The organism is Pseudomonas marincola (assembly GCF_900682675.2).
GTDB classification, from domain to species: domain Bacteria; phylum Pseudomonadota; class Gammaproteobacteria; order Pseudomonadales; family Pseudomonadaceae; genus Aquipseudomonas; species Aquipseudomonas marincola.
Genome location: NZ_LR215729.2, coordinates 1,270,208 through 1,282,221, shown reverse-complemented (window position 1 = coordinate 1,282,221; position 12,014 = coordinate 1,270,208). Strand labels below are relative to the sequence as shown.

Annotated in this window: 13 protein-coding genes; 11 read left to right on the top strand and 2 right to left on the bottom strand. The window is 58.5% G+C overall.

The window, feature by feature from the left end; all coding sequences use genetic code 11:
• Positions 1–13: 13 nt before the first annotated feature.
• Positions 14–1,036 (bottom strand): ferrochelatase, encoded by a 1,023-nt coding sequence (gene hemH / locus PMYSY11_RS05895; protein ID WP_150548584.1) that lies wholly within the window; start codon positions 1,034–1,036, stop codon positions 14–16.
• Between the two features lie 13 nt (positions 1,037–1,049).
• Positions 1,050–1,952: a TIGR01777 family oxidoreductase gene (locus tag PMYSY11_RS05890; protein ID WP_150548583.1), complete on the bottom strand. Its 903-nt coding sequence runs from the start codon at positions 1,950–1,952 to the stop codon at positions 1,050–1,052.
• Between the two features lie 211 nt (positions 1,953–2,163).
• On the opposite strand from PMYSY11_RS05890, the gene PMYSY11_RS05885 reads away from it, so the two are divergent.
• From PMYSY11_RS05885 to PMYSY11_RS05835, 11 genes are all read left to right on the top strand, one after another.
• Positions 2,164–3,159: an NAD(P)/FAD-dependent oxidoreductase gene (locus PMYSY11_RS05885; protein ID WP_150548582.1), complete on the top strand. Its 996-nt coding sequence runs from the start codon at positions 2,164–2,166 to the stop codon at positions 3,157–3,159.
• An 8-nt stretch (positions 3,160–3,167) separates the two neighbouring features.
• A complete protein-coding gene (locus PMYSY11_RS05880; RefSeq protein WP_069897906.1) occupies positions 3,168–3,383 on the top strand; it encodes a TIGR02450 family Trp-rich protein in 216 nt (71 codons plus the stop codon).
• A 186-nt stretch (positions 3,384–3,569) separates the two neighbouring features.
• Positions 3,570–4,538, top strand: coding sequence for a YbgA family protein (locus tag PMYSY11_RS05875; protein ID WP_150548581.1), 969 nt, complete (start codon positions 3,570–3,572; stop codon positions 4,536–4,538).
• On the top strand, positions 4,535–5,497 hold the full coding sequence (locus tag PMYSY11_RS05870) for a MerR family transcriptional regulator (RefSeq protein WP_069897776.1): 963 nt from the start codon (positions 4,535–4,537) through the stop codon (positions 5,495–5,497). The genes PMYSY11_RS05875 and PMYSY11_RS05870 overlap by 4 nt, the downstream gene beginning before the upstream one ends.
• 11 nt (positions 5,498–5,508) lie before the next feature.
• A complete protein-coding gene (phrB, locus tag PMYSY11_RS05865) occupies positions 5,509–6,960 on the top strand; it encodes a deoxyribodipyrimidine photo-lyase (protein ID WP_150548580.1) in 1,452 nt (483 codons plus the stop codon).
• The gene (locus tag PMYSY11_RS05860; RefSeq protein WP_150548579.1) at positions 6,960–7,382 is read left to right on the top strand and encodes a nuclear transport factor 2 family protein; all 423 of its coding nucleotides are present in this window, start codon (positions 6,960–6,962) and stop codon (positions 7,380–7,382) included. The genes phrB and PMYSY11_RS05860 overlap by 1 nt, the downstream gene beginning before the upstream one ends.
• Entirely contained in the window at positions 7,379–8,152 is a 774-nt protein-coding gene (locus tag PMYSY11_RS05855) for an SDR family NAD(P)-dependent oxidoreductase (RefSeq protein WP_090512899.1), read from the top strand. The genes PMYSY11_RS05860 and PMYSY11_RS05855 overlap by 4 nt, the downstream gene beginning before the upstream one ends.
• The gene (locus PMYSY11_RS05850; protein WP_150548578.1) at positions 8,149–9,396 is read left to right on the top strand and encodes an NAD(P)/FAD-dependent oxidoreductase; all 1,248 of its coding nucleotides are present in this window, start codon (positions 8,149–8,151) and stop codon (positions 9,394–9,396) included. The genes PMYSY11_RS05855 and PMYSY11_RS05850 overlap by 4 nt, the downstream gene beginning before the upstream one ends.
• Complete coding sequence (locus PMYSY11_RS05845; RefSeq protein ID WP_150548577.1) at positions 9,396–10,196, top strand: DUF1365 domain-containing protein; 801 nt, start codon at positions 9,396–9,398, stop codon at positions 10,194–10,196. The genes PMYSY11_RS05850 and PMYSY11_RS05845 overlap by 1 nt, the downstream gene beginning before the upstream one ends.
• Positions 10,183–11,457: an SAM-dependent methyltransferase gene (locus tag PMYSY11_RS05840; protein WP_150548576.1), complete on the top strand. Its 1,275-nt coding sequence runs from the start codon at positions 10,183–10,185 to the stop codon at positions 11,455–11,457. Before PMYSY11_RS05845 ends, PMYSY11_RS05840 begins: the two co-directional genes overlap by 14 nt.
• Entirely contained in the window at positions 11,450–11,971 is a 522-nt protein-coding gene (locus PMYSY11_RS05835; RefSeq protein ID WP_150548575.1) for a DUF2878 domain-containing protein, read from the top strand. The genes PMYSY11_RS05840 and PMYSY11_RS05835 overlap by 8 nt, the downstream gene beginning before the upstream one ends.
• The last annotated feature ends 43 nt before the right edge of the window (positions 11,972–12,014 follow it).

Here is a 12,014-nt window from a genome sequence, read left to right as displayed (position 1 = left end):
GGTTCTGGCAGGATTAAAGTTGCTGCGGTGCGCGGGCGCACAATGCACCCAGCGCTTTAACCCACTCGGGATGATCATTCAGGCACGGCACCAGCTGCAGCGATTCACCGCCTGCTTCGATGAACACCTCGTTGGCGCGATCACCAATCTCTTCCAGGGTTTCGATGCAGTCGGCGACAAACGCCGGGCACATCACCAGCACCTTCTTCACCCCTTGCGCGGCAAGCGCCTGCAAGTGCGGCTCGGTGTAAGGTTCGATCCATTTTGCACGCCCCAGTCGTGACTGGAACGACACCGACCATGTGCCATCGGCCAGCCCCGTTTTCCGGGCAAAGGCCTCGGCGCTGCGAATGCACTGCGCGCGGTAGCAACGGGCAACCACTTCATCCGACGCGGTCTGGCAGCAGTCCGCCCCTTTAAGGCAATGGCCAGTGGGGTCGAGCTTGCGCAAGTGACGCTCGGGCAAGCCATGAAAGCTCAGCAGCAAGTGGTCATATTCCTGCTGCAAATGCGGCGCGGCGCTGGCGACCAATGCATCGATGTACTCGGGCTGATCGTAAAACGGCGCGACAATCGACAAGCGCATGTTCATGGCGTTGTCACGCATTACCCGCTTCACTTCCTCGATCACCGTGGTGGTGGTGCTGTCCGCAAACTGCGGATACAACGGCGCCAATGTCACCTGAGTGACGCCCTTTGCGGCAAGACGCTTGAGGCTGGATTCGATCGAGGGCTGACCGTAGCGCATGGCCAGTTCCACCGGCCCGTGCTGCCATTCACTGCGCATGGCTTCGGCCAGGCGTTGGCTGAGCACCACCAGCGGCGAGCCCTGCTCCCACCAGATCGAGGCGTACGCGTGGGCGGATTGCTCCGGGCGTTTGATCAGTATCAGTGACACCAGCAGCCGGCGCACCGGCCACGGCAGGTCAATTACATAAGGGTCCATGAGAAATTGATTGAGGTAGCTGCGCACGTCAGCAACATCAGTCGAGGCAGGAGAGCCCAGGTTAACCAGCAGCAGAGCGTGATCGGTCATGCAAAATCCTAATTCAGTGGGTACTCAACAGATCCGCGAGCGCCACATCCAATCGAGTGAAACGAAACTTGTAACCGGCGTCGAGCAAACGCTGCGGAACGCAACGTTGACCAGCGAGCAGTAAACCGGACATCTCGCCGAGCGCCATGCGCAAAACGATGCTGGGTACAGGTAACACAGCAAAGCGACTCAGAGCGTGCGCCAGCTCATAAGTAAACTCACGGTTACGAACAGGATGCGGCGAGCAGACATTATAAGGGCCGCTGGCGCTTTGGTGATGCATAAGAAAATCTATGGCGCCGATTTCATCCGCCAGATGCACCCAGGGCATCCATTGCCGACCGCTGCCGACATTGCCGCCCATACACATTTTGTAGAGCGGGATCAGGCGCTTGAGAAAGCCCTGCTTATTTGCCAAAACCAGACCGGTTCGCACCAGCACAACACGAATCCCCTGCGCTTCAGCACGCATGGCGGCCTCTTCCCAGGCGTTGCACAATTGCGCGGCGAAATCATTGGTCACCTGCGGCACATCCTCAGCCAACTCGCGCTCACCGCCATCACCATACCAACCCACGGCCGAGCCCGAGACCAACACCGCAGGTTTCTGTGCGCGCTGGCCCAGCCATGCCACCAACTCTTCGGTTAAACCAATCCGGCTCGACCAGAGCAGCGTCTTGCGTTCACTGCTCCAGGGTTTATCGGCAATCGGCTCGCCAGCCAGATTAATCACCGCATCGAGTGGCTCGTCAGACACCTCAGCCAACGCCGCAATGCCACGCACCTTCGCCCCGCAAAGCTCGGCGACGCGTTCGGGCGTGCGGCTCAGCACAGTCAGCTGATGTCCTTGCCCAGCCCATAAATGACACAAGCCCCGACCTATCAGGCCAGTACCGCCGGTGAGCAAAATATGCATGACATCACCCTCTTTACACATCAGGATTTGGTGAACCACGGGATGCTTGAGCTAGTCTATTGGTACACACAAATCAGCATCCGTTACTATCAAGATAGCTAATCCTAAGCACAGGCATGCAAGTAACCACGGCCTATACTCTTATACATTAAGCATATTTTGTACAGCTCTAGTATAATTTGCACACTGCGCCAGACTTACGAGGCTAACCATGACCGCTTCAGCTCCCATCGCCATTATCGGTGCCGGTATCGCCGGGCTCTCCGCAGCGCAAAGCTTGCAGAGTGCCGGCTACGCGGTACAACTATTCGACAAGAGCCGTGGCAGTGGCGGGCGCATGTCCAGCAAGCGCAGCGATGCAGGCTCACTGGATTTGGGCGCGCAATATTTCACCGCACGTGACCGCCGCTTTGTTGAGGCCGTGCAGCGATGGCAGGCGCGTGGCTGGGTCAGTGAATGGACGCCCAGCCTTTACAATTACAAACATGGCGAGTTGAGCCCGTCCCCAGACGAACAAATACGCTGGGTCGGCAGCCCGCGCATGAGTTCAATTACGCGCGGTATGCTGGGTGATCTGCCGGTGCATTTCTCCTGCCGGATTACCGAGGTCATTCGCGGCGAGGAACACTGGAGCCTGCAAGACAGCGAAGGCACAAACTACGGGCCATTTTGCCAGGTGATTATCGCCACTCCCGCCCCTCAGGCATCGACCCTGCTCGCGGCAGCACCGAAACTGGCCAGCGCTGCTGCGAGTGTTGCAATGGAGCCAACGTGGGCCGTTGCCCTGGCCTTTGAAAACGCCCTTGATAGCAATGTGCAGGGCTGCTTTGTACAAGACGATGCACTCGACTGGGTCGCCCGCAACCGCAGCAAACCGGGGCGTGAGAATGTGATGGACACCTGGGTGCTGCATGCCAGCAGCGCCTGGAGCAAACAACATTTGGACACGCCCAAAGAGCAGGTCATCGAACAACTGCATGGTGCGTTCGCCGAGATGATTGGCTGCTCAGTGCCGCCGCCTTCATTCAGTCTGGCTCATCGCTGGCTCTATGCCCGCCCAGCTGGTGCCCACTCGATTGGCGTGCTGGTGGATTCCGATCTGGGCATTTATGCCTGCGGCGACTGGTGTTTGTCTGGCCGGGTGGAAGGTGCCTGGCTCAGTGGCCAGGAAGCGGCACGGCGTCTGCTGGAAAACCTGCAACAGTGACCGCGCCCCTGCACCGACTCAATCCGCGCAAGTTGCTGCTGTCGAAATGGACGGCAGCACAACCGCGCAATCGCGAAAAACACTTTCTGGTGACCCAATTACACCTCGACGAAAACGACGAGGTGATTGCTGTAGAACTTGAAGCTGTTTACAGCAAACGCTCGCAACGCCTCGACTGGCAAGCCCTGCGCAACGCAGACCAATGGCTTACCGGCTGGCGCTAACTCCCCGCCACAAATCCCCGCCTGTACAACTCTGCGGAGCCCTGCCTCTGCTCTGCCTACGACACATCCTGCAAAATATCGATGCAATATCTATACAAATAATTTGACTTGTACAATTCTGATCCTATGATAGAAAAAGTTGTACGGAGAATAGTTTTCGTACAAGTATTTATCACAGGGCCTGCCATGAACAGCCAAAGCACTTCAGTCCGTAAACCCAAAATAGGCATCAGCGCCTGCCTGCTCGGCTCCGAAGTCCGCTACAACGGCGGGCACAAGGAATCGCGGTTGTGCAGCCGCACCCTGACTGAATATTTCGACTTCATCGGTATCTGCCCGGAAGTGGCCATCGGCCTGGGCATCCCTCGCGAGCCCATCCGTCTGGTCGGTGATCCCGATGCGCCACGTGCCGTCGGCACAGTCGATCGCGAGTTCGACGTGACCGCAAAGCTGGCCGATTACGGCTCGCGCATGGCAGGCGAACTCACCGACATCAGCGGCTATATCTTCATGCAGCAGTCGCCTTCATGCGGGGTCAACCGGGTCAAGGTGTATCAGGACAACGGCCGCCCGAGCGAACCCAAAGGCCAGGGCATATTTGCCCGCGAGTTCTGCAAGCGCCACCCCAACCTGCCGGTTGAAGAAGATGGCCGCCTGAACGATCCGGTCTTGCGTGAGAACTTCCTGACCCGCGTTTTTGCCTATGCGCAGTGGCAACAACTGTGCAAAGACGGCCTGAGCCGTCATCGCCTCATTGAGTTTCACTCGCGCTACAAGTACCTGCTGATGGCGACCAACCCTCTGCAATACAAAGCACTTGGGCGTTTGCTCGGCAACATGGCCAAGCAGGAACTCAAGCCGTTGGCCGAACATTATTTCAGCGAGCTGATGCGCGCCTTGAAAACCTGTGCAACTCGTCGCACCCACAGCAACGTGTTGCAGCACCTCAGCGGCTACCTGAAACAGTCGCTGAGCAGTGAGGAAAAGCAGGAAATGCAGCAACTGATCGGCCAATACCGTCAGGGCATCGTGCCGCTGGTGGTGCCGCTGACACTGCTCAAGCATCACCTGCGCCAACACCCTGATCGTTATATTGCGCAGCAGGTTTATCTGCAGCCGCATCCCGAAAACCTCAGCCTGCGGAACGCCATATGAGCGAGCAACACGCGTTGCCGCCGGATCAGGCGGAGCCTGGGCAAAATGCTGGCGATGACTACCAGAGCGCCATCGCCGAAGGCTATTTGCCGATTCGCGAAGTCGCGCGTATCACCGGCGTCAACGCGGTGACCCTCCGCGCGTGGGAGCGCCGTTATGGCCTGATCGTGCCGCACCGCACGCCCAAGGGTCATCGCCTCTATCACCAGAATCATGTCGAGCGTATTCAGGCCATCCTGACGTGGCTCAACCGCGGCGTTGCGGTCAGTCAGGTCAAGGGGCTGCTGCGCGGCAACAACGCTCAGGTGCAGGAAGCTGATTCGCAGTGGCAGCAAAAATGCCTGCACATGCAGAGCGCAATCTACAGCCTCAATGAGCGCAGCCTCGATGAATGTTTGAATCGTGAGCTGGCTGTCTATCCGCCGCACACGCTTTACACCCAACTGCTCAAGCCATTACTCGATGCCTTGCAATTACGCTGGCAGGGTCAGTTCGGCAGCCAGGTCGAGCAAGTGTTTTTCTACTCGTGGCTGCGCAGCAAACTGGGCGCGCGGGTGTATCACAACAACCGCCAGCACAACTCGGCACCGGTGTTGATGATCAATTTGTCCGACCTGCCGATGGCGCCGGAGCTTTGGCTCAGCGCCTGGCTGGTGAGCAGCGCTGAATGTCCGGTCGAAGTTTACGACTGGCCGATCCCGGCGGCCGAACTGGCACTGATTGCTGAACACGTCCAGCCGCGCGCCCTGCTCCTGCATTCCAGCCAGAGCCTGAACAGCCAGCAATTGCCGAAGTTGATTGGCAGCTGTGATTGCCCCTGCCTGATTACCGGCGCGACCGTAGAAATTCATCAGCAATTGCTGGAGCAACTGGCGGCAGATAACAGCCAGCTGCTGATCGCCCGCGACCCGCTGGCGAGCGTACACGCCTTATCCGATCTCGATTTGCTGAATAGCTGACAGGACGCTCAATGAATCAATTAATGTGGTTTCGCACAGACCTGCGAGTCAGCGACAACAGCGCACTTGCCGCCGCCATGAACGCAGGCCCAACCGTGGCCGTGTTTCTACTGAGCCCTGCACAATGGGCGCGCCACGATGACGCGCCGTGCAAGGTCGACTTCTGGCTGCGCAACCTTGCCGAGCTGAGCGCTGCGCTGGCAGAACTCAATGTGCCCCTGCTGGTGCGTAACGCCGACCTCTGGGACCAGGCGCCGCAGGTCATTGCCCAATTGTGCGAGCAGCTGTCTGTGGAGGCCGTGCACGTCAATGAGGAATACGGCATCAACGAGACGCAGCGAGATAATGCCGTCGCCGCTGAGTTGGACAATCACGGCGTGCACTGGAGCAGCCACTTCGACCAACTGCTGTTTCAGCCCGGCAGCATCCTGACCCAGGCTGGCCAGTACTTTCAGGTATTCAGCCAATTTCGCAAGGTCTGCTATCAGCACTTGCAGCGCGCCGTTCCAGCCATTGTCGACACCCCAAAGGCGCAGGCCGAGCTGTCGGTCAAAGCCGATAAAGTCCCGCAATCGGTCTACGGATTTGCATCGCCGAGTGCGACGTTACAAGCGCTCTGGCCCGCCGGAGAAGCGGTTGCGCAACAGCGTATGCAGCACTTTGGTGATGAGCACATTCGCGACTACCAAACTGCCCGTGACCTGCCCGCAGTGCCCGGCACCAGCCAGTTGAGCAGCTATCTGGCAGCGGGCGTGATCTCGGTGCGCCAGTGTTTACAGCAGGCCTTGCTGCACAACTACGGTGAGTTTTCCGATGGCAACAACGGCGTCGTAACCTGGATTAACGAACTGCTCTGGCGAGAGTTCTACAAGCATATTCTGGTGGGTTATCCGCGCGTGTGCCGTCACCGCGCATTCCGCCTGCAAACCGAATACCTGCCTTGGCGTAAAGCACCGCAGGACCTTGTGGCCTGGCAAGAGGGCCGCACGGGTATACCGATTATTGATGCGGCGATTCGCCAACTGCTGGAAACCGGCTGGATGCACAACCGGTTGCGCATGATCGTGGCAATGTTCCTGACCAAGAACCTGTTGATCGACTGGCGCGAAGGTGAGCGCTTCTTCATGCGCCATCTGATTGATGGTGATCTGGCGGCCAACAATGGCGGCTGGCAATGGAGCGCCTCGACCGGCACGGATGCAGTGCCCTACTTCCGCATCTTCAACCCGGTCAGCCAGTCGCAACGCTTTGATCCAGAGGGGCGCTTTCTGCGCCGTTGGCTGCCGGAGCTGATTGGCCTAAACAACAAGGACATTCACAACCCCGATGCCATGGGCGGGCTGTTCCGTCTCAGCGATTACCCGCGGCCAATCGTAGACCTGAGCAAGAGCCGCGAGCGCGCCCTCAGTGCGTTCAAGAATCTGCCTACTCGCAGCGAACTTAACCTGGAGGCGGCCTACTGATGAGCGATTTCCTCGAACAATTCGCCCGCGATTTCAACGCACTGAATGCAGGCAACCTCGAACGTCTGGACGAGATGTACAGCGATGACCTGGCGTTTACCGATCCCATGCACAGCATCAACGGGCTCAGTGATTTCAAGGCCTACATGAGAGAGATGTACGCCAACGTCGAGCAGATCGAATTCATCTTCGAGGCCTGCGACTACGTCGCTGAGGATCAGGGTTACCTGCGCTGGACCATGCGCTTTCGCCACCCACGGCTGGCCGCAGGCAAACAGATTGAAGTGCCCGGCTGCTCGCACCTGCGCTGGCGGGAAAAAGTCTATTACCACCGCGACTATTTCGATGCCGGCGCCATGCTTTACGAGCATTTGCCGGTGATGGGCGCAGTAATCAACTGGCTCAAAAGGAGACTGGCATGAACGCTCGACGTATCTGGCTGACCGGAGCCAGCAGTGGTATCGGCGCAGCGTTGGCCGAAGAGTTGCTCAAGCAGGGCCATAAACTGGCACTCAGTGCACGTCGCGTGGAGCCACTGGTGGCGATGGCGCGCCGTTATCCGGAGCAGGTTCTGTTGGTGCCCGGCGACCTGAGCAACGTTGAAGAGGTGCGCGCAATTGGCCGGCGTATCGAGCAGAGCTGGGGCGTACTCGATACGGCGATCCTCAATGCCGGGACCTGCGAATACCTCGACAGCCAGCACTTTGAAGCCGCGATGGTCGAGCGCGTGGTCACTTCCAATCTGTTCACCACCAGCTATTGCATCGAGGCTGCCCTGCCGCTGCTGCGTCTTGGACAATACCCGCATTTGCTCGCGGTCGGCAGCTCAGTGACCTATCTGCCCCTGCCACGCGCCGGGGCCTATGGTGCTTCAAAAGCCGCGATTCGCTACCTGATTGATTCTCTGCGCATTGACCTGGCCCATGAACACATCGATGTCACGCTGGTCAGCCCGGGCTTTGTCGATACACCTCTAACCCAGGAAAACGATTTTCCCATGCCGATGCGCTGGCCAGCCGAAAAAGCCGCGCGCCACATCGCCAAACGCATGGAGCGGCGGCCGCAGGAAATCGCCTTCCCCGGACTGTTTATCGCCGGCCTTACCACTCTGGCCCATCTGCCGGCTCGCCTGCGTCTGGCGATTGGCAAGAGCTTGTCTCGCAACCAACCTGCAGCGAAGGATCCGGCATGAAGATCGCCATCATCGGCAGCGGTATTTCCGGCCTGACCAGCGCTTATCTGCTGAGTCGCAAGCATGAAGTAACGATATTTGAGGCCAGCGACTGGATTGGCGGGCATACCCATACCGTGGAGGTGAGTGCGGGCGGCGAGCAGCATGCCATTGATACCGGTTTTATCGTGTTCAATGACTGGACCTACCCCAACTTCATTCGCCTGCTCGACACCCTTGGCGTGCGCTACAAGCCAACTGAGATGAGCTTTTCGGTCAACGATCCGGATACGGGTCTGGAGTACAACGGCAACAACCTCAACACCCTGTTTGCCCAACGCAGCAATCTGTTCTCGCCGACATTCCTCGGCATGGTCCGCGATATTCTGCGTTTCAATCGTCAGGCAACAGACGACCAACATAATCAGCGCTTCAGCGAAACCACAACGCTGGGTGAATACCTGCGCAGTAACAATTACGGCCAGGCATTTATCAATCAGTACATCGTGCCGATGGGCTCGGCTATCTGGTCGATGTCACTGGCGGACATGCTCAACTTTCCGCTGCAATTCTTCATCCGGTTCTTCAACAATCATGGCCTGTTGTCGGTGAGCAACCGGCCGCAGTGGCATGTGATTGAAGGCGGTTCGAGCCGCTACGTCGAACCGCTCTGCGCCTCATTCAAAGAACACATCCGCATCAACTGCCCGGTGCACAATGTTGAACGTGATGAACAGGGCGTAACCGTGCACAGCGCGGCGGGTAGCGAGCGCTTCGACAAGGTGATTTTTGCCTGCCACAGCGACCAGGCCTTGAAACTTCTGGCCGAACCGCTGGCGCTGGAACGCGAGATACTCGGCGCCCTGCACTACGCCGACAACGATGTAGTGCTGCACACCGACACGCGCCTGCTGCCCACCCGCAAACTGGCCTGGGCCAGCTGGAACTACCGTTTGGGCGGGCCGAGCGAGCAATCGGCAGCCGTAACCTACAACATGAATATTTTGCAGGGCATCGAGAGCCAGACCACCTTCTGTGTGAGCCTCAACCAGACCGCACTGATCGACCCGACGCAAATTCTCGCCCGCTACACCTATGCCCATCCGCAATACAGCCTCGCGGGTATCGCCGCACAAGCGCGCTGGCAAGCGCTGCAAGGCCAGGCCCATAGTTACTTCTGCGGCGCTTACTGGGCCAATGGTTTCCATGAAGATGGTGTGGTCAGCGGCTTGCGCGTGGCTCGCGAATTCGGTGAGGCGCTGTAATGAACAGTGCCCTCTACAGTGGTTGGGTAAACCACCGGCGCTTCACCCCGAAAAGCCACAGCTTTAAATATCGCATGGGCTTTATTTATCTGGACCTCGACGAGCAAACGCAGGTACTCAATCTTTCGCGGTTGGCGGGCAACAGTCGCTGGGCACCGCTGTGTATCCGTGAAGAGGATTTTTTACCGGCTTTCACCCGCAGCGGCATGCGCCTGATCGATGCCGTTCGCCAGCGCGTTGGCGAGGCCATCGGGCAAGTCCCACAAGGGCCGATTTGCCTGCTCACGCAACCGCGCAGTTGGGGCCTGGCGTTTAATCCAGTGAGTTTCTTCTACTGCCATGCAGCAGACGGCACGCTGGCCGCGATTCTCTGCGAAGTGAGCAATACGCCCTGGCGTGAGCGCTATCACTACGTACTCCCGGCCACAGGCAGCGGCCAACAACATTTTGCTGTGGCCAAGGCCTTTCATGTATCACCGTTCTTGCCGCGCGATCTTGAGTACCGCATGTCGTTCAGCGCGCCGGCCAACCGCCTCGGCGTGTTCATGGCCGACTGGCAGGGCGAGACCAAGGTCTTCGATGCCAGCCTTAGCCTTGAACGCACCGAACTCAGCCGCAAGAGCCTGCACGGCTATCTGTGGCAATTCCCCTGGATGACCGGCAAAACCGTTGCCGCCATTTACTGGCAGGCCCTGCGCCTGCTGTTCAAACGCCTGCCCATTTTCAGCCATCAAGGCGCCAGCACTGATTTCAGTGTCGCCCTTCAGGACTCCAAGGAAGTACGCCATGAAAAGCTCTAGCCTGACTCCGACCAAAGACTCCGTGCGCACTGGCAATGGCATCGGTGCAAGCTTTCTGCGCATGGCGGTCATGCGCCAACTGGGACAATTGCGCAATGGCGCCCTTGAAGTGGTGGATGGCAATCAACGCCAGTTGTTCGGCGATGCCATGGCGAGCCTGCGCGCCGAGCTTCACATCCACAATGACGCCATCTGGGGCATGGTCGCCAGCAATGGCTCGATCGGCGCCGGTGAGGCGTACATTCACGGTTACTGGACCTCGCCTGACTTAACGGCGGTGGTGCGCGTGTTTGTCAGCAACCTGGAAGTGCTGGACGCGATGGAAGGCGGCCTGGCGACCTTGAGCCGTCCGTTTATCAAGGCGCTGCATTGGATCAATCGCAATACCCGCAGCGGCTCGCGGAAAAACATCGCCGCACATTACGACCTCGGCAACGACATGTTCGAGCAATTTCTCGACCCGACCATGATGTACTCAGCGGCCCAGTTCCTGACCCCGCAAGATACCCTGGAACAGGCGCAGTTGAACAAGCTTGAGCGGATCTGCCAGAAGCTCGAGCTGAAACCCGACGATCACCTGCTGGAGATCGGCACGGGCTGGGGCAGCATGGCGATTTATGCGGCCATTCACTATGGCTGCAAAGTCACCACCACGACCCTTTCGCAGGAACAATACGACTATGCCGCCGAGCGGATTAACCGCCATCGGCTGCAAAGCAAAATCACCCTGCTGCTGGAAGACTACCGCGACCTGCAGGGCCGCTATGACAAGCTGGTGTCGATCGAAATGATCGAAGCTGTCGGCCATAAATTCCTCCCGGAATACTTCGCCCAATGCGCGCGCCTGCTCAAAGATGACGGGCTGATGTTGCTGCAAGCCATCACTATTCGCGACCAGCGTTACGAGCAGGCCAAGAACAACGTCGACTTCATCCAGCGCTATATATTTCCAGGCGGCGCCCTGCCCTCGGTGAGCAAGATGCTCGATGTGATCTGTAAACACACCGACATGAACCTGCACCACATGGAAGACTTTGGCCTGCATTACGCGAAAACCCTGCGGATGTGGCACGATAACCTGCATCAGGCCCGACATAACCTTGAGCAGCTCGGCTACGACGAATACTTCTACCGCATGTGGGAGTTTTATCTGTGCTATTGCGAGGGTGGCTTCATCGAGCGCACCATCGGCACCGCGCAACTGCTCATGGCCAAACCGGCCGCCCAACCACAGCCCTTACTCGGACGTTTTGATGTCTAAATTGCTGGCCAACGCCCTGCTGTTTCAACTCGGCTGGTTCACCTGCATTCTTGCGGGGAACAGCCTGTGGTTATTGATCGTCGGAGCGGTGCTGGCAATACATCTGCTCTGGACCAGCAGTTGGCACGCGGAAGGCAAACTGCTGATCAGCGTGTTTCTGGCCGGCAGCGCATTGGACACATTCCTGCTCAACCTCGGGCTGTTCCAATTGCCGGTCGAAAGCAAGGTCATCCCGCTGTGGTGGGCATTGTTGTGGCCGCTGTTTGCCAGCACGCTCAATCATTGCCTGGCATGGACCGCCAAACCGTGGTGGCGCGCCAGTTTGCTCGGTGCCTTGGGCGGGCCGCTTTCGTACTACGCCGGAGTCGAGTTGGCGGGCATCCAAATGCCCCACGGCGAATGGCCAACGCTGTTGTTGCTGGCTGTGATATGGGCTGGCGTGATGCCCATACTGCACGGTTTCAGTTCGCTGTACCGCAGCCAGTACGAGCAACGCTTGCGCACTCAGCGCTGAGCTTTCTGCGTTTTCGATCACGGCGCTCGCAGGCTTGGAGTAG